The organism is Streptococcus sp. HMSC072C09 (assembly GCF_001813105.1).
Classification (GTDB): Bacteria; Bacillota; Bacilli; order Lactobacillales; family Streptococcaceae; genus Streptococcus.
This window is the reverse complement of record NZ_KV811485.1, coordinates 222,674-244,096: the sequence shown is the minus strand read 5'-3', so window position 1 is coordinate 244,096 and position 21,423 is coordinate 222,674. Positions and strand designations below refer to the sequence as shown.

General features: G+C 43.5%; 24 protein-coding genes. 3 read left to right on the top strand and 21 right to left on the bottom strand.

What is annotated here, in order from left to right; translation table 11 throughout:
* Positions 1 to 73: 73 nt before the first annotated feature.
* The 11 genes from whiA to cdaA all read right to left on the bottom strand — a co-directional run bounded on the left by whiA (position 74) and on the right by cdaA (position 9,483).
* Positions 74 to 991, bottom strand: a complete 918-nt coding sequence (gene whiA, locus HMPREF2893_RS01235) for a DNA-binding protein WhiA (RefSeq protein ID WP_049474808.1) — start codon at positions 989 to 991, stop codon at positions 74 to 76.
* Positions 988 to 1,965 carry a YvcK family protein gene (locus HMPREF2893_RS01230; RefSeq protein WP_070673851.1) on the bottom strand — a complete coding sequence of 326 codons (978 nt, stop codon included), beginning with the start codon at positions 1,963 to 1,965 and terminating at the stop codon, positions 988 to 990. Before HMPREF2893_RS01230 ends, whiA begins: the two co-directional genes overlap by 4 nt.
* Complete coding sequence (gene rapZ, locus HMPREF2893_RS01225) at positions 1,962 to 2,852, bottom strand: RNase adapter RapZ (protein WP_009732574.1); 891 nt, start codon at positions 2,850 to 2,852, stop codon at positions 1,962 to 1,964. Before rapZ ends, HMPREF2893_RS01230 begins: the two co-directional genes overlap by 4 nt.
* 77 nt (positions 2,853 to 2,929) lie before the next feature.
* Positions 2,930 to 3,313, bottom strand: coding sequence for a RidA family protein (locus HMPREF2893_RS01220; RefSeq protein ID WP_003006514.1), 384 nt, complete (start codon positions 3,311 to 3,313; stop codon positions 2,930 to 2,932).
* A gap of 18 nt (positions 3,314 to 3,331) precedes the next feature.
* Complete coding sequence (locus tag HMPREF2893_RS10800; protein WP_003006512.1) at positions 3,332 to 3,496, bottom strand: hypothetical protein; 165 nt, start codon at positions 3,494 to 3,496, stop codon at positions 3,332 to 3,334.
* Positions 3,497 to 3,547: 51 nt separating this feature from the next.
* The gene (gene obgE, locus HMPREF2893_RS01215; protein WP_023917726.1) at positions 3,548 to 4,861 is read right to left on the bottom strand and encodes a GTPase ObgE; all 1,314 of its coding nucleotides are present in this window, start codon (positions 4,859 to 4,861) and stop codon (positions 3,548 to 3,550) included.
* A gap of 33 nt (positions 4,862 to 4,894) precedes the next feature.
* A complete protein-coding gene (locus HMPREF2893_RS01210; protein WP_003011566.1) occupies positions 4,895 to 5,026 on the bottom strand; it encodes a DUF4044 domain-containing protein in 132 nt (43 codons plus the stop codon).
* Between the two features lie 117 nt (positions 5,027 to 5,143).
* Entirely contained in the window at positions 5,144 to 6,469 is a 1,326-nt protein-coding gene (locus HMPREF2893_RS01205) for an LPXTG cell wall anchor domain-containing protein (protein ID WP_070673850.1), read from the bottom strand.
* A 47-nt stretch (positions 6,470 to 6,516) separates the two neighbouring features.
* Positions 6,517 to 7,866: a phosphoglucosamine mutase gene (glmM, locus tag HMPREF2893_RS01200; RefSeq protein ID WP_070673849.1), complete on the bottom strand. Its 1,350-nt coding sequence runs from the start codon at positions 7,864 to 7,866 to the stop codon at positions 6,517 to 6,519.
* A gap of 22 nt (positions 7,867 to 7,888) precedes the next feature.
* Positions 7,889 to 8,638 (bottom strand): CdaR family protein, encoded by a 750-nt coding sequence (locus tag HMPREF2893_RS01195; protein ID WP_009732570.1) that lies wholly within the window; start codon positions 8,636 to 8,638, stop codon positions 7,889 to 7,891.
* Complete coding sequence (gene cdaA, locus HMPREF2893_RS01190; RefSeq protein ID WP_070673848.1) at positions 8,635 to 9,483, bottom strand: diadenylate cyclase CdaA; 849 nt, start codon at positions 9,481 to 9,483, stop codon at positions 8,635 to 8,637. The genes HMPREF2893_RS01195 and cdaA overlap by 4 nt, the downstream gene beginning before the upstream one ends.
* A gap of 103 nt (positions 9,484 to 9,586) precedes the next feature.
* Between cdaA and murT the strand changes: the two genes are divergently transcribed.
* From murT to HMPREF2893_RS01175, 3 genes are read left to right on the top strand one after another with little or no spacing between them, the layout of a single operon-like run.
* Positions 9,587 to 10,930 carry a lipid II isoglutaminyl synthase subunit MurT gene (gene murT, locus HMPREF2893_RS01185; protein WP_031573372.1) on the top strand — a complete coding sequence of 448 codons (1,344 nt, stop codon included), beginning with the start codon at positions 9,587 to 9,589 and terminating at the stop codon, positions 10,928 to 10,930.
* Complete coding sequence (gene gatD, locus HMPREF2893_RS01180) at positions 10,930 to 11,718, top strand: lipid II isoglutaminyl synthase subunit GatD (protein ID WP_070673847.1); 789 nt, start codon at positions 10,930 to 10,932, stop codon at positions 11,716 to 11,718. The genes murT and gatD overlap by 1 nt, the downstream gene beginning before the upstream one ends.
* 10 nt (positions 11,719 to 11,728) lie before the next feature.
* Positions 11,729 to 12,013 carry a lipopolysaccharide assembly protein LapA domain-containing protein gene (locus HMPREF2893_RS01175; RefSeq protein ID WP_024056107.1) on the top strand — a complete coding sequence of 95 codons (285 nt, stop codon included), beginning with the start codon at positions 11,729 to 11,731 and terminating at the stop codon, positions 12,011 to 12,013.
* 33 nt (positions 12,014 to 12,046) lie between these two features.
* Here HMPREF2893_RS01175 and HMPREF2893_RS01170 read toward each other — a convergent pair whose 3' ends face one another.
* The 10 genes from HMPREF2893_RS01170 to HMPREF2893_RS01125 form a co-directional block, all read right to left on the bottom strand.
* On the bottom strand, positions 12,047 to 13,225 hold the full coding sequence (locus tag HMPREF2893_RS01170) for an MFS transporter (protein ID WP_070673846.1): 1,179 nt from the start codon (positions 13,223 to 13,225) through the stop codon (positions 12,047 to 12,049).
* A 108-nt stretch (positions 13,226 to 13,333) separates the two neighbouring features.
* On the bottom strand, positions 13,334 to 14,455 hold the full coding sequence (locus HMPREF2893_RS01165; RefSeq protein ID WP_256318002.1) for an MFS transporter: 1,122 nt from the start codon (positions 14,453 to 14,455) through the stop codon (positions 13,334 to 13,336).
* Between the two features lie 78 nt (positions 14,456 to 14,533).
* Complete coding sequence (locus HMPREF2893_RS01160; protein ID WP_070673845.1) at positions 14,534 to 15,409, bottom strand: XRE/MutR family transcriptional regulator; 876 nt, start codon at positions 15,407 to 15,409, stop codon at positions 14,534 to 14,536.
* Positions 15,410 to 17,317, bottom strand: a complete 1,908-nt coding sequence (locus tag HMPREF2893_RS01155) for an ABC-F family ATP-binding cassette domain-containing protein (protein WP_023917708.1) — start codon at positions 17,315 to 17,317, stop codon at positions 15,410 to 15,412.
* A gap of 103 nt (positions 17,318 to 17,420) precedes the next feature.
* Positions 17,421 to 18,143, bottom strand: coding sequence for a M57 family metalloprotease (locus tag HMPREF2893_RS01150; protein WP_070673844.1), 723 nt, complete (start codon positions 18,141 to 18,143; stop codon positions 17,421 to 17,423).
* 81 nt (positions 18,144 to 18,224) lie between these two features.
* Positions 18,225 to 19,064: a DNA/RNA non-specific endonuclease gene (locus tag HMPREF2893_RS01145; protein WP_049515169.1), complete on the bottom strand. Its 840-nt coding sequence runs from the start codon at positions 19,062 to 19,064 to the stop codon at positions 18,225 to 18,227.
* Positions 19,065 to 19,147: 83 nt separating this feature from the next.
* The gene (locus tag HMPREF2893_RS01140; protein WP_003006464.1) at positions 19,148 to 19,336 is read right to left on the bottom strand and encodes a DNA-directed RNA polymerase subunit beta; all 189 of its coding nucleotides are present in this window, start codon (positions 19,334 to 19,336) and stop codon (positions 19,148 to 19,150) included.
* Positions 19,326 to 20,609 carry a UDP-N-acetylglucosamine 1-carboxyvinyltransferase gene (gene murA / locus HMPREF2893_RS01135; RefSeq protein ID WP_049515168.1) on the bottom strand — a complete coding sequence of 428 codons (1,284 nt, stop codon included), beginning with the start codon at positions 20,607 to 20,609 and terminating at the stop codon, positions 19,326 to 19,328. The genes HMPREF2893_RS01140 and murA overlap by 11 nt, the downstream gene beginning before the upstream one ends.
* Before the next feature lie 66 nt (positions 20,610 to 20,675).
* Positions 20,676 to 20,906 (bottom strand): DUF1146 family protein, encoded by a 231-nt coding sequence (locus HMPREF2893_RS01130; RefSeq protein WP_049490545.1) that lies wholly within the window; start codon positions 20,904 to 20,906, stop codon positions 20,676 to 20,678.
* Between the two features lie 96 nt (positions 20,907 to 21,002).
* Positions 21,003 to 21,422: a F0F1 ATP synthase subunit epsilon gene (locus HMPREF2893_RS01125; RefSeq protein WP_003002471.1), complete on the bottom strand. Its 420-nt coding sequence runs from the start codon at positions 21,420 to 21,422 to the stop codon at positions 21,003 to 21,005.
* Between the last annotated feature and the right edge of the window lies 1 nt (position 21,423).

The following is a 21,423-nucleotide window of genomic DNA, read 5'->3' as shown; positions in this document are numbered from 1 at the left end:
CTGACGTCCGTACTCACCTAAGGAAAGTTTTTAAAAAGACTTTAACCTCATTATGAAAGGCCTTTGGCCTTTTTTATTTGTCTAGATCGTCTGCGATCTTATTGATCTTACGCAAGCGGTGGTTAACGCCGCTTTTTGAAATAGGTTGTTGCAAGCTATCTGCGATTTGCTGGATGGAATAATCTGGATGGTTCATCCGGATATAGGCAACTTCTTGCAAGTCACTTGGTAAACTACCTAGGCCGACCGTATCCACAATTTTACTAATATTATTAATGGTTTTCATACTGGCTGTGACTGTGCGCTGGATATTGGCCATTTCGGCATTATTGGCCCGATTGAGGTCATTGCGCGTCTCTCTCATGACCTTGATAGACTCAAATTCCTGCATGGCTTGCATGGCCTCTACTACAATGAGAAAATCAATAATATCTTCCGCTCGTTGCAGATAGGTTACCACTCCTTTTTTCCGCTCGATGGTTTTCGCATCTAGTAAAAATCCTTGCATGAGAAGGGCAATTCCTTCCGCGTGGTCTGTATAAACAGAATGAATTTCCAGCTGGTACTTCCCTTTTTCAGGATCTTTTATCGAACCACTCGACAGAAAAGCTCCCCGAAGATAAGCACGGCTAGCTGCTTCATCTTCTAAAACACTAGCATCAATGCCTGTCTCAATCCCAAAAAAGGCATCTGCCAAATGCAAGTCAGCTAAAATCTCTTCTACCTTTTCATCCAAGAATACTGTGTAGACACGATTCTTTTTCAAATTGGTTTTTTGATGGTGGCGAATATCTGATTTGGCCTCATAAAAATGATGCAATAATTCATAGATATGGCGAGCGATCTTGGCATTTTCTGTCGTTACCGATAGCGTCAAGCCGCCCATTGATATGCCGAGGCTCCCAGACATCTTGATAATAGCAGCTAATTCACTCTTTTCAAATCGCTTGAGAGACAATAATTCTTCTTTGACACGAACCGTAAAACTCATTTTCTCACCTGCACGATCTGCATCAGTTCTTCGACTACTTTTTCGCCATCATGAAAGGCTCCTCCATTGACCAGCTTCAAGAAATCAGAAGAAATCACTTGGGGAACTTGCGAGTGCAGCCCTTTGAAATCGTGCTCTACCTGCACCAAGTATTCATCAAATTTATTGCTGTTCATATAAGCTGCGGGAACCTGATTGATATTGACAAGGACGGTGTCGATGAACTTTTCTCCCAAATGTTTATGGAGCACGGCAACGTGGTCACTATCTGTGAAATGCTCGGTTTCTCCTCTTTGGGTCATGATATTACAAACATAGGCTACTTGGGCCTTGGTTTCAAGGATGGCTTTCCCAATCTCATCGATCATCAAATTAGGAAGAATCGAGGTAAAGAGCGAACCAGGACCCAAGACGACCATGTCACTTTCAAGAATCGCTTCCACCACTTTCTTACTAGCCTTTGGACGCTCTTGATCAAAGGTATTGGTCACATAAACATGATCAATCATGCCAGTGTAGTTGGCAATGTGGCTTTCTCCTACTATTTCTTTTCCATCTTGAAAAACGGCATGAAGGGTCAAGGGACTATCACTGGACGGATAGATCTTGCCGGTTGTATGAAAGAACTTGGTCAACAACTGCATGGCATTATAGGTCGAGCCTTGCATCTCTGAAATCCCTGCAATAATCAAGTTTCCCAAAGGGTGCCCAGCCAAAGGCCCATCATCGTCCGCAAAGCGGTATTGAAAGACTTTCTCATAAAAACGAGGCATATCTGACATAGCAACCAAGACATTTCGAAGATCCCCAGGTGGTGTCAATTTTTGGATGTTCTTCCGCAATTCACCTGAGCTACCGCCATCATCTGCAACAGTTACAATGGCAGTGATCTCGACCGGTTTCTTTCTTAGACTATCGAGAATAACAGAAATCCCTGTCCCTCCTCCAATAACGGTTACTTTCGGTTTTCTCATGAGCGATTCACCGTTTCTTTCCGTCTGTCCTTGTCTCTATGACTGCAATTGACCTGCCAATTTTTTTCTAAATCATGCGCTAAGCGCTCTGCAAAGGCTACTGAACGGTGTTGACCTCCAGTACAGCCCATGGCGATGGTGAGAACGGATTTACCCTCCCGTTTATAGGACGGTAAAATAGGAACGATTAAGTCATGGAGATGACGGTAAAAGTCCTCTGATTCAGGGTGATCCATGACATAATCATAGACAGCTGGATCTTGACCGGTTAAATTCCGAAGTTCCAATTTGTAGTAGGGGTTTGGAAGGAAACGCACGTCAAAGACAAGGTCAGCATCGATCGGAAGGCCATATTTAAACCCAAATGACATGACCTCAACCCGAAAATCTGGCTGATTATCTTGACTGGCAAATTGTTCTGCGATCGTTTTTCTCAAATTACGAGGTGTCAACTCAGTCGTATCCACCACATTTTGACTGATATTTTTTAAAGGGGACAAGAGTTCGCGCTCTAGGGTAATCCCATCTAAGACACGGCCATCTGCCGCTAATGGATGGCTACGACGGGTTTCCTTGTATCGTGCTACCAACTCACTGTCAGTGGCATCCAAGAACAAGACCTTGAAATCCAGGTCTTCTTGATTGTCCAATTCATCCAAAATGGTGCGAATTTCATTGAAAAAAGAACGGCTCCGCATATCCACAACAACGGCTAATTTATTGTTATCGGGACTGTGGCGCATGAGCTCAATAAATTTCAGCAAGAGCGCCGGTGGCATATTATCGATGGTAAAGTAACCCAAATCCTCAAACGATTGGATGGCGACGGTCTTACCCGCACCGCTCATCCCTGTTACCATGACCAGTTGAATCTTACTTTCTGTCATTTTCTCCTCCCATAAATAAAACAGAGTGGCCTACAGTTTCCTGCTCTCCACTCTGTCTTTTTGTCTTTGAATGGTTATTAGGCCTTAATTTCCGCAATAACTTCAATTTCAACCTTCACATCACGTGGCAGGCGTGCTACTTCAACAGCAGATCGAGCTGGAAACTCTGTAGTAAAGACTGTTTTATAGACCTCATTAAAAGGTACAAAGTCATTCATATCACTTAAGAAACAAGTGGTTTTCACCACATGGTCGAAGTCTGTCCCAGCTTCTTCCAAAATAGCCCCAATGTTCTTTAAGACTTGTTCTGTTTGTTCTTGGATGGTTTCGCCAATGATTTCGCCAGTTTCAGGTGACAAGGGAACTTGTCCACTTGCAAAGAGAAGATTGCCTACGATTTTCCCTTGAACATAAGGTCCAATTGCTGCGGGTGCTTTATCTGTATGAATTGTTTTTGCCATAGTATTCTCCAAGTCTATTTACTTCTGCTGGTTTTCTTTTGCTAATTTTTCCCTTTGTAAGCGCAATTTCCGCTTAGGATTTAGCGTATTAAAAAGTTCTTCTAGTTTTTCAGCATTCCAAACATCGGCTGCTGAAACAAAATTTCCATTTTCATCTCGAAAAGATATTGGTTTATCTCCCACTGAAAAAGCCTCACTTCTTATTTGGAATCCTTGATCCTCTGGGGATCTATCCTAATCTACAAACTCAAATTCAAATTTACCGATCCGGACAATATCGCCATCTTTTGCCCCACGCGCACGGAGAGCTTCATCAACACCCATGCCACGCAATTGACGAGCAAATTTCATGACCGCTTCATCCCGATCGAAATTCGTCATATTAAAGAGTTTTTCAAGTTTTTCACCAGACAAGACCCAAGCGGCATCGTCATCCCGACTGATGTCAAAGGCTGGCTGGTCTTCATCAAAGCCATAGTAGACTTCTTCTTGAGCCATTTCGTCTTCTGAATACAAGAGGAATTCTGGCGTTTTATCTAACAATTCTGCCGTTGCTTCTAACAAGTTATCCAAACCTTGATGCGCCAAACTAGAGATCGGGAAGATCTGTGGCAGTTCATCAAACTCATCGTAATTGGCTGCCAATTTCTTCTTGAACTCTTTCAAGTTTTCTTGACTTTCTGGCATATCCATTTTATTTGCCACGATAATCTGAGGTCGCTCCATCAAACGAAGATTATAAGTTTCAAGCTCTTTATTGATTTGAACATAATCTTCGTAAGGATCGCGTCCTTCACTGGCTGACATATCAATAACATGCAAGATAACTCGTGTGCGCTCGATGTGGCGAAGGAACTGGGTTCCTAGTCCGACTCCTTGGCTAGCTCCTTCAATCAATCCAGGAAGGTCTGCGACTGCAAAGGATTCACCTGACGGCGTCCGAACCATTCCCAAATTTGGAACGATGGTAGTGAAATGATAAGCTCCAATCTTTGGTTTGGCTGAAGTGATGACACTAAGAAGGGTAGATTTCCCAACAGAAGGGAAGCCAACCAAACCAACGTCTGCCAAGACTTTGAGTTCTAATTCGAGTTCGCGCTCCTGGCCAGGTTCCCCGTTCTCAGAAATCTCTGGAGCTGGATTCTTTGGAGTAGCAAAACGAATATTTCCACGTCCGCCACGGCCACCGTGGGCGACAATGTACTCTTGTCCATTTTCAACTAGGTCTGTAATGACCTTGCCAGTCTCAGCATCTCGGACGGTCGTTCCTTGAGGGACTCGTACATAGAGATCTTCTGCTCCCCGTCCGTGCATCCCTTTGGTCATTCCTTTTTCCCCATTTTGGGCTTTGAAATGCCGATTATAACGGAAGTCCATCAAGGTGCGCAAGCCTTCGTCTACTACGAAGATGACATTGCCACCACGACCTCCATCACCACCCCAAGGTCCGCCATTAGGGACATATTTTTCGCGGCGAAAAGCCACCATGCCATCGCCGCCATTTCCAGCCTTGACCTTAATCTTGGCTGTATCTAAAAACATACTCATAAATAGATGATTTCCTTTATTTCTGTGTGCGTCTTAGTAAGAAAGAGCACCAATTGCGGTTGCAAAGATTGCACCAACCGTTACAATCAACATAATCACAATGACCACCATCGTGATCATTTCAAATGGTGTTTTTTTACGTTTTCCGTTATCTCCAAAAGCCACTTCTAATACCTCGATTACTATAAATTCATTAGCCCTATTTTACCACGAAATAGGGGATTTTTCAAATCGAGCCTACACAAAAAGACCAGACAGAAGTCTGATCTTTCATTGATCATATTAAGAATCTTTTCTTACACGTAAAACACCAACCGATAGAATTGCTAGGAAGACACCCATGATAAGAACCACCGGTGTCATCTTTTCACCTGTACTTGGAAGAACTTTTTTCTTACCAGGTTTTGGGGCTTCTTCTTTAACAGAAGATGAAGATGATTTCAATGAAGAACTTGATGTGGATGTTGAGTTCGATGTAGAACTGGAACTCGTTGAAGATGATGAACTTGATGAAGAACTAGAACTCGTTGAAGATGATGAGCTTGATGAAGAACTAGAACTTGATGAGGAGGTTGAGCTAGGTTTCGGTGGCGTTTGATCTTTCTCACCTAATCCTTCGCCAGATCCTGTTTCCAATCGCACTTCACGGGTTAAACTACGCGGTGCTGGGAAATTGGTTGCCGTCCATGTTAACGTATTATGGACAATATCGCCTACTTTCGTTCCAGGTGCCACTTTTGTAGAATATTCAATATACATTGGCCAATTGTAGTTATCACCAAATTCAATTGTAAAACCAGTGGTCTTTCCATCTGCATTCTTATTGAAAACAGCTTTTTTAGTAAAGTTATCTAGAACTGGGAGACTTAATATCTGAGCTTCGTTCTTAATCCCACCTTGTACAGGAGCATAACGAACAGCGCGTAAGCTACCTTCAACCAATGTTAAGCCATCTCCGAATTGGTCTTTAATGACCATTCCACGAAGCATATCTTGGCGAGCATTTAAGAGAATCCGCCATTTGATAATGGTTGGATCAGACTTATCTTGGTAGCCATATTTCATCTCATAGTCTCCAGCTTCCCCATCTGTCTTTTCATAATTCAATGAAAAATCCGTATTTCCAAGTTTAAATTGGATTGGGGAGGTTTTAGTGACCGCTTCGGAATCTACTTTTACATCAAAATGCAAGGCAACTCGTTTGTTGAGTGGATGAGATGCGAAATAATCATTAAAGGTAACGGTCACTGTTTTCTTAGCTGTATCAACGACAGCTTTCCCAACCGTCTGACCATTTGATTGACCTTCCTCAAGAACATTGAATTCCAATGCTGTGTAGAGGGCTAATTCTTTTGGCAAACTAAGAGTTAAGGTATCCCCAGCTTGAATAGTTTGCGAATCTGGAAAGGCAAAATAAATACTTGCTGACAATTTTTCATTTGTCAACACCTTGCTCCCATTTGTTAGCGTGTTACCATCTTTCGTTAGACGTGCTGTCTGTGTATATGATGAGACTTCTGCAGCATGAATTGTTTTAGTCAAACCAACTGTGAATAGAATCGTTAGCACTAAGGCAAGTGCCCATACAATTTGACGAACCTGTTTCATATATACCTCCTCTGCTCGCCTATTTGCGAGCCATGTTTTTTACAAGGTTAAAGTCCGATTTCTGCTTGGACAACTGTAGCAATGGTATCCACATAGTAGTCCACTTCTTCATGGGTTGGTGCTTCTGCCATCACACGAAGGAGGGGTTCCGTTCCACTTGGGCGCACGAGGATGCGACCATTTCCTGCCATTTCTGCCTCCATTTTTTCAATGATTTCACGAATGGCAGGCACTTCCATCGCCTTGTCTTTCATGCTATTTTCAACCCGGATATTGACGAGTTTTTGTGGATAAATGGTTACTTCAGCAGCCAATTCAGATAATTTCTTGCCAGTTTCTTGCATAATTTTAGTCAATTGAACGCCTGTTAATTGACCATCACCAGTTGTGTTGTAATCCATGATGACTACGTGACCAGATTGTTCACCACCAAGATTGTAACCAGACTTGCGCATTTCTTCGACCACATAACGGTCTCCAACAGCTGTGATTTCTTTTTGAATTCCCTTCGCATCTAATGCCTTGTGGAAGCCGAGATTGGACATGACGGTTGTGACGATCGTATTTTTTTCGAGCAAGCCCTTGCTTGAAAGATAAGAACCGATGATGTACATGATCTTATCGCCGTCTACGATCTCTCCATTTTCATCCACAGCAATCAAGCGATCGCTGTCTCCGTCAAAGGCAAGACCAATCGCTGCACCTACTTCTTTGACTTTCTCTTGCAAATGCTCTGGGTGAGTAGAACCAACCCCATCATTGATGTTCAAACCATCTGGGTTTTCACCGATGACAGTCAATTGAGCTCCCAAATCTGCAAAGATTTGGCGGGCACTAGTAGAGGCTGCACCATTTGCTGTATCTAAGACTACGTGCATGCCCTCGAGTTGAATGCCTGTCGATACAAGGAATTCTTGATACTTACGCAAGCCTTCTGGATATTCCATGACCGTTCCTAAACCTTGGGCACTTGGACGTGGAAGGGTATCTTCAGCAGCATCAAGCAAGGCTTCAATTTCAAGCTCGCGATCGTCATCCAATTTGAAGCCATCACCACCAAAGAATTTGATGCCATTGTCCAAGGCTGGATTGTGGCTAGCAGAAATCATAACGCCGGCGCTGGCTTTTCCCGTACGAACTAGATAAGCAACACCTGGCGTTGCAATCACACCCAACTTGTAGACGCGAATTCCAACAGATAAGAGCCCAGCAATTAAGGCATGCTCTAACATTTCACCAGAAATACGCGTATCACGTCCAACAAATACCAAGGGTGTTTCTTCTTCATGTTGGCTCAACACATAGCCACCGAAACGGCCTAGTTTAAAAGCCAATTCTGGCGTTAATTCTACATTTGCTTCTCCACGGACACCGTCCGTTCCAAAATATTTACCCATTCTTCATTACCTTTTTTACTTTCTAATTACTTGAACTGGAAGAGGTCGACGACGAACTGCTAGAGCTTGACGTAGACGAGCTAGTCTTTGTGGTTACTTTAATCCGTGTTTCACTCGGATTTACCAGACCTGGTAGAACATTTCCTTGGGCATCTACTGCATTTAAGGAAATGGTTCCGCTATAATTTCCACTAATGATTTCACTGGATGGGAAGACAGCTTCGACATGATCAATGCGACTCAAGGTTTCTTGATCGCTGGTCACTTCTACCTTGGTGGTTTCAAGAGTAATATCCGATACCGTTATTCCATCTACAATTTGATTGTCCGGGATCGTGGCCCTGACCGCAAACGATTTTTTGGCTTTCTTCCCGATTTTTACAGAAACTTTTTGAGGCTCTACGGTTGCGGTCAAACCAGCCGGAAGATCTTCCACAATCAACGGCACTTCAACGGTACCTTCCTTGGCCTTACGAAGATCTGCTACCACACGAAACTTCCGAGTGCCCGGTTGCATCTCACTAGCAAGAGCAACCCGGTTTGAACCTTTCAGAAAGACCGTTAGCTCTGATGTCAACCCACTGACAAAGTATGTCTTGTCATTATACTTGGCATCAATTGGAATATTGGTCAAGGTATTGGTGTAGGTCTCTGAGCTGACTTGTCTAGCGCTACTATTATTTTGAAAATTAAAGGAAGACGCATTGATAAACAAGATAAAGGACAATAAGACGGAGGCGAAAACATAAAGAAATTCTTTTTTCGATCTCATTTTGTCACCCTCCCAAATAGACGCTCTTTCCAACTAATCGTTTTATTCTCTTCAGGAACCAAGAAGGCTCTCAATTCTGATTCGAACTCTTCTAAAGTTAAATCGTGTCGGAAGGTTCCATTGTAGGTCACAGAGACCCCACCCGTTTCTTCTGATACCACAAAGGTAAAGGCATCCGAAACTTCAGATAAACCAATGGCTGCGCGGTGACGCGTTCCGAACTCTTTTGAAATTCCAGTATTTTCGGTCAAGGGCAGGTAGGCACAAGAAACAGCGATTTTATCATTGCGGACAATGACGGCTCCATCATGCAAGGGAGTATTAGGAATGAAGATATTAATCAGCAATTCTCCTGAAATTTCTGCATCTAGAGGAATCCCTGTGGAAATATATTCCTGAAGGGTTCTGGCTCCTTGAATGGCTACCAAGGCACCAATCTTACGTGGGCTCATATAAGCTACTGCCTTGACATAGGCCTGCACCATCTTCTCTTCCTGACTGACTTCACTCGTCGTAAAGAATTCTGTCGCTCGACCCAGACGTTCTAAACCAATCCGAATCTCAGGGGAGAAAATCACAACCAGGGCAATAACCCCATAGGTAATGACTTGATTGATCAGCCATGAAATAGTCGTGAGACCTAAGAAATTGGCTAAAAACTGCATCAAGAAAAAGATAATAACTCCACGAACCAAAATCATGATCTTGGTCCCAACGATGGCCTTGATCAAAAAATACAACAACCAAGCCACCAGGGCAATATCGATGATATTGATAATAATACTCCACCAATTCGGGAACAAACTGGTCCAAAATTGTGGATTTGTAAACTGTTGAATATTCATATTCTCATACCTACCACTTCTCTAAAAGACATCATCCTATTATAACACGTTTCAACAGATTTTTCTGTAACCTTCTGACGCTTTTTATGATAAAATATGATTTATGAAGATAAATACAACCTTGGGCCTTCTGGCAGGAAAGCTTTCCGGCTCTATTCTAGAAAAAATGGGGCGGGGATCAACCCTACCAGGTAAAGTAGCCCTCAAATTTGATAAAGATATTCTCAGTCAACTGGCAAAAAACTATGAGATTGTTGTGATTACAGGGACAAATGGGAAAACCCTGACCACTGCGCTGACCGTAGGTATTCTCCAAGAAGCTTTCGGACCGATTTTAACCAATCCAAGCGGGGCCAATATGATCTCTGGGATTACAACGACCTTCTTACGGGCTAAGCGTTCGAAATCAAATCGACCGATCGCGGTACTTGAAATTGACGAGGCCAGCCTCTCTCGGATTTGTGATTATATCCAGCCCAGCCTTTTTGTGGTCACCAATATTTTCCGGGATCAGATGGACCGCTATGGAGAGATCTATACGACCTACCAAATGATTTTGGATGCCATTCACAAGGTCCCAACTGCGACGGTTCTGTTAAATGGAGATAGTCCGCTATTTAATAGTCAGACCTTATCCAATCCGATCCAATATTATGGATTTGATACAGAAAAATCAGAGCCACAACTAGCCCATTACAATACGGAAGGAATCCTGTGCCCGCATTGCCACAACATCCTCAAGTACAAGCTCAATACCTATGCTAACCTGGGAGATTATATCTGTGAACACTGTGGTTTCCACCGGCCACCACTGACCTATGCCGTATCGGATCTCCTCTCTTTAACCCATCGATCTTCCAACTTCCGGATCCAAGGGCAAGACTACCACATCAATATCGGTGGTCTCTACAACATCTACAATGCCTTAGCAGCTGTCTCTGTTGCCGGATTCTTTGGAGTGCAACCTGAAGTCATTAAGCAAGGATTTGATCGCAGTCGCGCTGTCTTTGGTCGTCAGGAAACCTTTAAGATTGGGGATAAGGAATGTACCTTGGTCCTGATCAAAAATCCGGTTGGTGCGACCCAAGCCATTGAAATGATCAAACTAGCCCCTTATTCCTTTAGCTTGTCGGTCCTCCTCAATGCCAATTATGCAGACGGAATCGATACGAGCTGGATTTGGGATGCAGATTTCGAGCAAATCACCCAAATGGACATTCCAGAGATCAACGCTGGCGGAGTGCGCCACTCTGAGATTGCTCGACGACTTCGGGTCACTGGCTATCCTGCAGAAAAGATCACAGAAATGGCTGATTTAAAAGAGGTCTTCCAACGCATCAAGCAACAGGAAACCCCTCACGCTTACATTTTAGCTACCTATACAGCCATGCTTGAATTCCGTGAACTCTTGGCCCAAGAACACCTGATTGAAAAGGAGATGCACTAATGACTTATACTTCTCTAGAATCTTCTGATCAGGCACAGTATCCATACAGCCTGCGCATTGCCCATCTCTACGGCAACTTAATGAATACCTACGGAGACAATGGAAATATCCTCATGCTCAAGTACGTTGCTGAAAAACTTGGAGCCCATGTCACAGTGGATATCGTCTCTCTCAAAGACCGGTTCGACCCTGATGCCTATGATATCGCCTTTTTCGGTGGCGGCCAAGACTACGAACAGACCATTGTATCAGAAGATCTACCAGATAAAAAAGAAGATCTTGAACGCTTCATTCATGACGATGGTGTGGTCCTTGCTATCTGTGGTGGCTTTCAGCTTCTGGGTCAGTACTACATTGAAGCTTCTGGCAAACGCATTGAAGGGCTCGGTATTATGGGCCACTATACGCTCAACCAAGTCAACAACCGCTATATCGGTGATATCAAGATCCATAACGAAGAATTTAACGAAACCTATTATGGTTTTGAAAACCACCAAGGTCGGACCTTCTTGGCAGAGGATGAAAAACCGCTGGGCAAGGTTGTCTATGGAAATGGGAACAACAAAGAAGATGGGTGCGAAGGGGTTCATTACAAGAACGTCTTTGGAAGCTACTTCCACGGTCCTATCTTGTCCCGAAATGCCAATTTGGCCTATCGTCTAGTGAGCACTGCTTTAAAAAATAAATATGGCAAGGACCTTTCCCTACCGGCTTATGAGGATATTCTAAGCCTAGAGCAACCGGAAGAGTACGCTGATGTGAAAAGCAAGGCCCCTGCTGAACAATAAGGAGATAATGATGAACAAAAATAATCTACACTACATTGCTTTATTACTTTTAATTTTATTGATTGCTGGTATTTCCCTTGCAAACATGCAATCAGTCACTGTGAATTTCCTCTTGGTCCAATTTAAATTGCCCTTGATCATTCTGATCTTGCTCTGTGTCCTCTTGGGTGCATTTGTCATGACCTTGGTTAATTTTTCAAAGGGCTTCTCCCTAAAAAAAGAACTCAAGAGCACTCAAAAGCAACTGGAGGAAGAAAAGAAAGAAGTTAAAATAGAAGAAAAAAATAACAACTAAAAAAGCACCATTCGGTGCTTTTTTCATGTTGTTCTAATGATTTTTTGCTTGTAGGTGCTTGGCGACTACTTGAGCTATGAGTGAAAAGAGAATGACACCAGCTCCGATCAGGAGAAAGGATTCTACTCGGACGCTTGGTAACCAGGTCATCAAGCCTTTAGCCACAGGCATAAAGAGAATGGCCAAGGTAAAAATGGTGCTTAAGACCCTGCCCAGGTAGTCTCCTTCTACCTTGGTTTGCACTTGGGTAAAAAAGTGAATATTAAAAATCGTCATAAAGAGTTCACAGACTAAATTTCCAGAAAAGGAAAGAAGGTGAGGAAGAGGCAAGCCCATCATGAAGACTCCTACTCCTGTTAAAATCAATAAGAAGAGAAGCATCTCCATGCTTGATTTAAATTTATTAGCAATCAAGGCTCCGATGATGGAGCCAATAGCCCCCAAGGTTAAGATGGTTGCATAAGCGCCCTTGACCCCGTAAAGGCGATTGGAAAAGGGAAGTAAAAACTCAAAAGCTGCAAAAAAGAAATTGACGCTGGAAGCCACCAATAGAAGGAAGAAAATCTCTTTCTGATGCCAGATATAGTGCAGTCCATCCTTGATATCCGAAAAAATATCTTTTCCCGTAAACCGTTTCTTTTCTTGAACTTTGGCTTCTTCTTTGGGAAGGAATGCCACTAGGACAAAGGCGATGAAAAAGGTCAGTGCATCCAGTAAGAGGGTCGCATGGAGACTGGCAAATTGTAAAACAAGGAAAGAGAACACAGGTGAGCTAACACCAACAACCTGTAAGACCAGCTCCAAGCTGGCATTATAGGTCACAATCTCGTCCTTCTCTACGACCTCAGTGATAATGGCTTTGTTGGCCGTACGAGAAAATGCAAAGGCAATGGCCTGAACAATATTGGCAACAATCAGGGCTGCAATCATCCAACGATCGTTCCTGATAAAAGAAATGCCCAAACAAAGGAGACCACAAACCAAGTCGGTTGTCATCAAAATCTTGCGTCGGGAAAAACGGTCTGAGATCACGCCACCAAATGGATTGACTAGAATGGAGGTGACAAGTTCAGAAATCTGATAAATCCCTAATACCGTCTTTCCCACCGTCCCCATCGAGGCCAGCCAAACACTATTCCCATAATCATAGAGCATATTTCCCATTCGATTGATTGCCCCACGAGCAATCAGCTGGATAGCATGTCGATTCATAAAAAACCTCCTTCATTTTCTGAAACTATTGTATCAGTTCATGAAAGAGGTTTTCATTTTGTCCCCTATTTGGGAAAATTAATGCTTTACAAATTTATCGAAGGATGCCTACTGTTCTTTTGATTGAAGCTGCTTAGCTACTAGCTGAGCCAAGAGTGAAAAGAGAATAACCCCAGCTCCAATCAAGAGAAATGATTCCATACGGACGCTTGGCAACCAAGTCATCAACCCTTTGGCGATGGGCATAAAGAGAACAGCCAAGGTATAAATTGTGCTCAATACTCTCCCTAGATAATCATCTTCCACCTTGGTTTGTACTTGGGAAAAAACGTGGATGTCGAAAATGGTCACAAAAAATTCACAGACCAGATTTCCTGAAAAGGAAAGATAAGGTGGAAGGGGCAAGCCCATTATGAACACTCCTATCCCTGCCAAAAGCAGTAAAAACAGGAGAATTCTCATACTTGATTTCATTTTATTGGCAACAAGTGCTCCTAGAATAGATCCAATAGCTCCCAGCGTTAAAATGGTCGCATAAGCTCCTTTAACCCCGTATAGACGATTCGAGAAGGGAAGTAAAAACTCAAAAGCCGCAAAAAAGAAATTGACGCTAGAAGCCACTAATAAGAGAAAGAAAATCTCTTTCTGATGCCAGATATAGTCTAACCCATCCTTGATATCAGAAAAAATATCTTTCCCGGTAAACTGTTTCCTCTCTTGCACCTTAGCTTCTTCTTTCGGAAGGAAAGCCACTAGAACAAAGGCAATGAAAAAGGTCAGCGCATCCAGTAAGAGGGTCGCATGAAGACTGGCAAATTGTAGAACTAGGAAAGAAAAAACAGGTGAACTGACACTAACAACCTGTAAGACCAACTCCAAGTGAGCATTATAGGTCACAATCTCATCTTTCTCAACAACCTCTGTGATAATAGCTTTATTGGCAGGTCGAGAAAAACCAAAGGCAATGGCCTGAACAATATTGGCAAAAATAAGAGCCGCAATCATCAAGCTATCATTTGTGATAAAAGAAATCGCCAAACAAAGGAGTCCACAAACCAGGTCGGTCGTCATCAAAATCTTGCGACGAGAAAAACGGTCTGAAATCACTCCTCCAAAAGGATTCACGAGAATCCCTGTCACTAACTCAGAAATTTGATAGATCCCTAATACCGTCTTTCCTATAGTCCCCATCGAGGCTAGCCAGACACTATTTCCATAGTCATAGAGCATATTTCCAATTTTGTTAATAGCTCCACGACTAATTAATTAGACCGCATGTCGGTTCATAAAATCTCCTTTATCACTGTCCTATTTAGAACATTCATTTTTTACAAATTTATCAAAGTGTTCTTGATAATAGGCCACCTGCTCTGGCAGTCCCAGCACATCAAAAATGTGCATGGCTTCCTGCATTTGCTGCCGGCCTTCTTCTGTTTGCCCCTTTTGGTACCGAGCAAATCCCTTAAGATAATGAAAAACATTGCGTTCGTAGAGTTTGATGCTCTTCCCGATAATCTTTTCTACATAGGCTTCAAAATAGCTGGCATTTTCAAAAGAATAGTGTTCTAAACAATGCTGGTAGCAATTCAGGGCCAGAATTAAGACCAGTTTTCGATGGCGACCAATTTCTTTGTAGAAATCTTCACGCTCCATCACTTCTCTCCCAAGCCGTGTGACATAGTCCACATCATAAAAGCTGTAGAGATTGCCAAAGAGGATCAATTCATACATGGTCCACTCTTCCGTTTGAAAGAGGTAATCCGCCACCTTGTTTAGATCACGCTGCTTCATGGTATAACTAGCATCTCTCTGGCAAATCAGGCCTTGTAGCAGGATCCAGTTCAGCTCAAAATAGAGAGGATTGGTGGAATGTTTGGCTTTTTCAAGTTCCTCTTCTTGAAGCTTTTGAAAACCTGCAATATCATTTGAGTAGTAAAGCGGAATAATCTGAGCCATCAAAGCGACATGCTCATGGTGTTGAAAATTTCTGGCCTTATCCATAAAATTCTCAATCGTCACATGGATATTGTCCAAAATGTCAAAGAAGCGCGAAGCAGCCAAATCCGACTCCCCCAATTCAAAACGGGATAATTGGGAGGTCGAGCAAGCTTCTCCTGCAGCTTCTTTCAATGAATAATTTTTACTGATTCGAAATTCACGAAAAACTTTTCCAAGATCTTCCATCTATTCCACCTGCTCTGACAGTTCTGCCCATTCTTCCATAACCGCTTCCTGCTGGACAGTTAGTTGGTCCAGCTCGCTCTGGAGTTGTACCAAGTCAGCTGCATCGTTGGTGCTATGCATGGTTTCGGTGATGGCTTGGATTTTTTGATCCAGCTCTTCCATCTCTGCTTCCAATTGCTCAATGCGACGGGTGATTTTACGGAGTTCCTTCTGGTTTTGTTTCTGCAAGTGATAATCATTGCTGGTGACTTCTTCGGTCGAAGAAACAGGCATAGCTTCTGCTTGCGCTGCAGCAAGGGCTTCTAACTCAGCTTTTTTCTCCAGATAATAGTCATAGTCGCCTAGGTAAAGAGTTGAGCCCTCTTCTGACAGTTCCAAAACTTGTGTGGCCACCCGATTGATAAAGTAACGGTCGTGGCTGACAAAGAGCAGGGTGCCGTCAAAATCAATCAAGGCATTTTCTAGCACTTCCTTGCTATCGATGTCCAAGTGGTTGGTCGGCTCGTCGAGAATCAAAAAATTGTTATTTTCCATGGACAGCTTAGCTAGAAGCAAGCGGGCCCGCTCTCCACCCGACAGCATGCCGACGGTTTTCTTGACATCATCCCCAGAGAAAAGAAAGGCTCCCAGGCGATTGCGAATTTCCACTTCTGGCGTCAGTTTAAAATCATTCCAGAGCTCATCCAAGACACTGTTGTGAGGCGTTAGTTTACTTTGGGTCTGGTCATAGTAGCCCACCTCGACATTGGCTCCAAAACGAGCTTCACCCTTGATAAAAGGAATCTGCCCGACGATGGACTTGATAAGAGTAGATTTCCCGATCCCATTTGGTCCCACAATGGCGACTGCATTCATCTTGCGGATATCCAAATTAATAGGCTCTGAGAGGATTTGATCGTCATAGCCGACGGCTGCCTCTTCTACTGTCAGGACGACATTCCCAGATGTCTTATCGGAATGGAAGGTCATATGGGCAGACTTGGTCCCAGCTTCCGGCTTGTCTAGACGCTCCATTTTTTCCAACTGCTTACGCCGAGACTGAGCCCGCTTGGTAGTCGAAGCCCGCACCAAATTGCGATTAACAAAGTCTTCCAGAGCTGCTATTTCTTTTTGTTGCTTCTCGTAGTTTTTGGCTTCGGTCAGCAATTTTTGTTCTTTTTGCTCGACAAAGCTGGAGTAATTGCCGACATAGCGATCCAAGGAATGCTTGGTCAAGTCCAGTGTAATGGTGGCGACCTTGTCTAGGAAATACCGGTCGTGGCTGACAATGAGAAGAGCTCCGCTATAATTAACCAAGTAATTTTCCAACCAGGCGATGGTCTCAATATCCAAGTGGTTGGTTGGCTCGTCCAGTACCAAGAGATTTGGTTTTTCTAAGAGCATCTTGGCCAGAGCTAGACGGGTATTTTGCCCACCAGACAGCTCTTCAATCTTCATCTGCCACATGGACTCATCGAACTTGAAGCCGTTTAAAATCGCGCGGATATCTGCTTCATAGGTGAAGCCACCTGCCTGACGGAATTCTTCCGATAGACGGTCATAGTCCTGCATGAGTTTTTCTAGGTCAGCCCCAGTTTTTTCCCCCATCTCAAGCTCCATCTGCCGCAAAGTTTTCTCCGTTTTACGGAGGTCTTCAAAGACATGGAGCATCTCATCGTAGATGGTATTGGACGACTCAAATCGACTATCCTGGGCCAGATAGGAGAGAGAAAGATCCCGCTTTTTATTGATTTCACCTGAAGTTGGTTCTTCTTCCCCCACCAAGATTTTTAAGAGTGTTGACTTGCCGGCTCCGTTCTTTCCAACCAGGGCAATCCGGTCCCGTTCATCCACTTGCAGGCTGATATTATCAAAAAGAACCTCCCCTGCAAAAGAGCGTTCAATTTTGTTGGCTTGTAAAATAATCATGTCCCTATTTTACTATCTTTTTCCAGATTAAACAAGGAAAGACGAGCCATCAAAAAAATCCTGAGCCCCTTGAGGCTCAGAACTTTTGAAAGTATTTTAAAACTTATTCTTCTTTGTACAATTGCCGGACTGCTTCCACATCTGTATCCTGAATACTGTAAAAGGAACCAGCCGGTTGCATGACCGATTCTCCATCAGTGTGGTCCAGCCCTATCGCATGGCCTAGCTCATGCTCAGCTGTATTGACAATCCGATCATAACTATAGTTATAGACATAGTTTAAAAGATAATGGCGATTGAGACGAACTGTGATGTGGGTGAAGCGGTTGGTTAAGAGGTTGGTCTGAGAGGCAGTCTCTCCTGCAGCAGAAACCGATGCGTTATCCATTTCCGTCAAGACCACATTAGCCTCTTTTTCATTTGTAACCAGCTTGAAGGTAAAGGCGCCTGTTTGGTTCCAAGCCTCAATAGCATCCCGATAAGCTTTTATAAAGGTTTGATTGATATTGGGATCCAAATAGACCGTAGCTTCCGCTTTTTCCCAGCGAGCGCCACTATGCTCATGATTGTCCGTCTGCGTGGTCTGTGAGCTAGGTGTCATCCCGAAGCGCGATGCAAAACCCTGATCACCAAATAAATTGCCGACTTGATAGACAACCTTTTGGGCAGCTCGTCCAAACCCATCCATACCAGAACTAGGAGAATCTGTAAAATAGATGATCCCCACTAGGATGAGAAAACTGATGGCAATGGTCCAGAAAAATCCCCAAAAAAGACTCCAAGCCATACGAAGGATTCCTCTGAAAAATCGAAAAATGGTTCTCATACATTCTCCTTTCGCTTAAAGAAGGTATGCAATTGTAACACCCTATTCTTAAAAATAACTTAAATAACTACGCTTTCCAGCTTATTGATGAACGGTTACTTTTCCTGTCTGGTAATCCAGGCTAATCCCACTTTGAACATTGGGAACAAAGACATTGAACTCAAGGCTCCCATCACTCGATTTGGCTTCGATCTGTGATCCTAATGGAATCAGATCTTCTGGATGGTTGTAGATCAAGGTCACCCGATAGCGGATCCGCTTGTTCTTATCCAGTGCTTTTCGAACCAGGGTCTCATAGTAGTTTTGACCGGTGGAATGAGGATCATTGGCTTGATTGGACCAAGCCGTTTGCACAGCGATATTTTTGGGATTGCTAGTCGAGGCATCAAAACCTTTGAGATTGCCGATCAAGGCGTAGCCCAATAGGTGGCCCCGATCCACAGCATGGTCATACTCGCCTGACAGATTATGGACCTGATGCCAACCTGCTGGTTTCCAATCGGTTAGGCCACTACCTGTTGCATCCCGATCTCTGTACTGGCGAGTCGCCTTGGTCATAATAGCGTTCGCAACCGTCGGTACGGTCTTTCCATTCACTTCTTTTGTCTTGTTATCCGCATAGGGTTGACTAGCCACGCTGGCATCCAGATCTGTGCGATTTCCCTTAACTACAAAGGCTCCAGCACCGTTCCATTCCAAGTCATTCCCTAATTGTGAACGGGCAGATTTCGTTAGTACAGAGCTAGCTAACTCTTTACTAGGTGTTTCTTGTTGGCTACTAGTCACCACCGAAACAACCTGATCCGTCGCTTCTTTCACCGTCGGTTGATTAAAATAATAGCCCCCGATAGCTAGGGCCGTTGCGACCACAAAGCCCGCTAGGGTTTGTTTGGTTCGTTTGCTTACTGTTTGTTTTGCCATATCTCTCTCCAAAAAAGAGCAGCGCTAGATGGGTCATTGACTCGATTCGCTGCTCTCCTTTTTACTCAATTTTAGTTAAAAGCTTATTTGCCTGTTAGCTTTCCAATGATCTCTGACCAAGTGTCCGGAGAGAGAATGGACCATGGATTTTTCCCATCGCCAATCACTCCATAGCCAATGACCAAACCAACTGCAAAAATGATGATTCCAATCACAGCCAACAGGAGGACAATTCCTAGCTGTTTTCCAACATAGCGAAGATTAGTTTTCATCGTCTTCTTCCTCTACACGTTTCACGTCTGCACCTAGCGCCACCAATTTCTCATGGAATTGATAATAACCACGATCTAAGTGACTTAATTTGCTGACCTTTGTTTCTCCTTCTGCTACCAAGCCCATCAAGACCAAGGTTGCACTTGCTCGTAAATCGGTCGACATAACCTCTGCACCTTGGAAGCTTTCCCCTCCAACGATACGAGCTGTATCCCGCATAATATCCGAGTGAACGCCCATCCGACGCATTTCTTCCAAATGCTGGAAGCGATTCTCAAAGACCGTTTCAATCATGGTAGACTCACCTTTAGCCATGGCCATCAAGGCTGTGAATTGAGCCTGCATATCGGTTGGAAATCCTGGGTAGGGAAGAGTTTTAACGGTCACTGGACGGAGCTTACTGATATCCGATTGAATCCGAATTCCATTTTCTTCTTCGGTTACCGTTACACCCATCTCCTGCATCTTAGATAGAAGCGGACGGTTGTGTTCCCAAATGGCATCTTCGATTAAGACATCTCCACCAGTCATGGCTGCCCCAATCATAAAGGTTCCAGCCTCGATGCGGTCTTGCACAACATTGTGGTTTGCACCGTGCAAGCTCTCCACACCAACGATGGTCAAGGTCTCAGTTCCTGCTCCCTTAACATTAGCCCCCATTTTATTCAGCAAGAGAGCTAGGTCAACAATTTCAGGTTCCCGAGCTGCATTTTCAATCACAGTGACTCCATCTGCCAAGGTTGCGGCCATCATAATATTTTGTGTCGCACCTACTGATGGGAAGTCCATATAGACGTGTGCACCTTTGAGACGATCTGCTTTTGCTTCAATATAGCCGGCTGTTTGGGTAATTTCAGCTCCCATGGCTTCCAGACCTTTCAAGTGGAGGTCAATCGGACGACTACCGATCGTACATCCTCCAGGCATGGAAACTTTGGCATGGCCATTGCGTGCCAAGACAGGACCTAAGACAACGATAGAAGCCCGCATCTTACTCACATATTTATAAGGCGCTTCCTCTGATAATTTTGCTTGCGCATCTACGACAACTGTATTGTCTTCTTCATTGAAGGTTACTTGTGCATTCAACCCACGAACAACATTGTTCATTGTAAAGACATCTGATAAAACAGGTACATTTTTCAAGGTTGTCACGCCCTCGCTTGCTAGAACTGTTGCAGCAAGAAGAGGAAGGACAGCATTTTTTGCTCCTTCGATTTTGACGGTTCCAACCAGTCGATTATGACCACCATTAACGATTATTTTTTCCATACGGGATTGTTCTCCAATTTCTTAAAGTCACGCTTTCTATCATACCATATTTTTTATAAAATGTGGCTAGAATTGGCCAATAAAAATCTGCCGACTCATCTCATAGACACTAATAAAAAATGAGCTGGCTAGATAGCCGATTCCAACGCTGATCATCAAGATCAAAAAACGGATTTTAACCGCATTTTCAGCACTTACTTTTAAAAACTTTTCCCATTGAACCAGGTTTATCAATAGGTAATAGGCAAAAAAGATAAACAATAGATGGCTTGAAAGATTAAAAATCATTTGAATCATACAGCTATTATACCATATTTGGTCCGTACTTTCTTCTTTTGATTCTCTCCCAACAAAAATAAGGTGAGGACAAAACCTCCACCTTATTTGAATATCTTATAAACGATTTCCGACATTAATCCGGTTAATGGCGCGTTGAAGAGCAATTTTAGCACGACGTTCCATATCAACCGAATGCTGATCTTTGGCTTCTTCAATCGCTTTTTCAGCTCGCAGTTTGGCACGTTCTGCACGACTAATGTCGATATCTCGAGCACGTTCGGCAGAATCGGCAACAATGGTAATGACATTATCAGCTACTTCGATAATCCCCCCATTGACTGCAATCCAATCAATATGTTTGTCATCGTCGACACGACGAACCTTTACTTGGTCTACAGCCAAAACCGCAATGGTATTGATATGATGAGGTAAAATCCCTAATTCACCATCAATTGTCTTGACAGATACAAATGCGGCATGATGATCATAAACCAGTCCATCCGGTGTAACGATTTGGACGTTCATTTGACTCATC

Excerpts from the sequence above, each read along its gene's own strand:
- whiA (WP_049474808.1), bottom strand. The coding sequence starts at position 991 with ATGAGTTTTACGGTTCGTGTCAAAGAAGAATTATTGTCTCTCAAGCGA.
- HMPREF2893_RS01230 (WP_070673851.1), bottom strand. The coding sequence starts at position 1,965 with ATGAGAAAACCGAAAGTAACCGTTATTGGAGGAGGGACAGGGATTTCT.
- rapZ (WP_009732574.1), bottom strand. The coding sequence starts at position 2,852 with ATGACAGAAAGTAAGATTCAACTGGTCATGGTAACAGGGATGAGCGGT.
- HMPREF2893_RS01220 (WP_003006514.1), bottom strand. The coding sequence starts at position 3,313 with ATGGCAAAAACAATTCATACAGATAAAGCACCCGCAGCAATTGGACCT.
- obgE (WP_023917726.1), bottom strand. The coding sequence starts at position 4,861 with ATGAGTATGTTTTTAGATACAGCCAAGATTAAGGTCAAGGCTGGAAAT.
- HMPREF2893_RS01205 (WP_070673850.1), bottom strand. The coding sequence starts at position 6,469 with ATGAAACAGGTTCGTCAAATTGTATGGGCACTTGCCTTAGTGCTAACG.
- glmM (WP_070673849.1), bottom strand. The coding sequence starts at position 7,866 with ATGGGTAAATATTTTGGAACGGACGGTGTCCGTGGAGAAGCAAATGTA.
- HMPREF2893_RS01195 (WP_009732570.1), bottom strand. The coding sequence starts at position 8,638 with ATGAGATCGAAAAAAGAATTTCTTTATGTTTTCGCCTCCGTCTTATTG.
- cdaA (WP_070673848.1), bottom strand. The coding sequence starts at position 9,483 with ATGAATATTCAACAGTTTACAAATCCACAATTTTGGACCAGTTTGTTC.
- murT (WP_031573372.1), top strand. The coding sequence starts at position 9,587 with ATGAAGATAAATACAACCTTGGGCCTTCTGGCAGGAAAGCTTTCCGGC.
- gatD (WP_070673847.1), top strand. The coding sequence starts at position 10,930 with ATGACTTATACTTCTCTAGAATCTTCTGATCAGGCACAGTATCCATAC.
- HMPREF2893_RS01175 (WP_024056107.1), top strand. The coding sequence starts at position 11,729 with ATGAACAAAAATAATCTACACTACATTGCTTTATTACTTTTAATTTTA.
- HMPREF2893_RS01170 (WP_070673846.1), bottom strand. The coding sequence starts at position 13,225 with ATGAATCGACATGCTATCCAGCTGATTGCTCGTGGGGCAATCAATCGA.
- HMPREF2893_RS01165 (WP_256318002.1), bottom strand. The coding sequence starts at position 14,455 with ATGCTCTATGACTATGGAAATAGTGTCTGGCTAGCCTCGATGGGGACT.
- HMPREF2893_RS01160 (WP_070673845.1), bottom strand. The coding sequence starts at position 15,409 with ATGGAAGATCTTGGAAAAGTTTTTCGTGAATTTCGAATCAGTAAAAAT.
- HMPREF2893_RS01155 (WP_023917708.1), bottom strand. The coding sequence starts at position 17,317 with ATGATTATTTTACAAGCCAACAAAATTGAACGCTCTTTTGCAGGGGAG.
- HMPREF2893_RS01150 (WP_070673844.1), bottom strand. The coding sequence starts at position 18,143 with ATGAGAACCATTTTTCGATTTTTCAGAGGAATCCTTCGTATGGCTTGG.
- HMPREF2893_RS01145 (WP_049515169.1), bottom strand. The coding sequence starts at position 19,064 with ATGGCAAAACAAACAGTAAGCAAACGAACCAAACAAACCCTAGCGGGC.
- HMPREF2893_RS01140 (WP_003006464.1), bottom strand. The coding sequence starts at position 19,336 with ATGAAAACTAATCTTCGCTATGTTGGAAAACAGCTAGGAATTGTCCTC.
- murA (WP_049515168.1), bottom strand. The coding sequence starts at position 20,609 with ATGGAAAAAATAATCGTTAATGGTGGTCATAATCGACTGGTTGGAACC.
- HMPREF2893_RS01130 (WP_049490545.1), bottom strand. The coding sequence starts at position 20,906 with ATGATTCAAATGATTTTTAATCTTTCAAGCCATCTATTGTTTATCTTT.
- HMPREF2893_RS01125 (WP_003002471.1), bottom strand. The coding sequence starts at position 21,422 with ATGAGTCAAATGAACGTCCAAATCGTTACACCGGATGGACTGGTTTAT.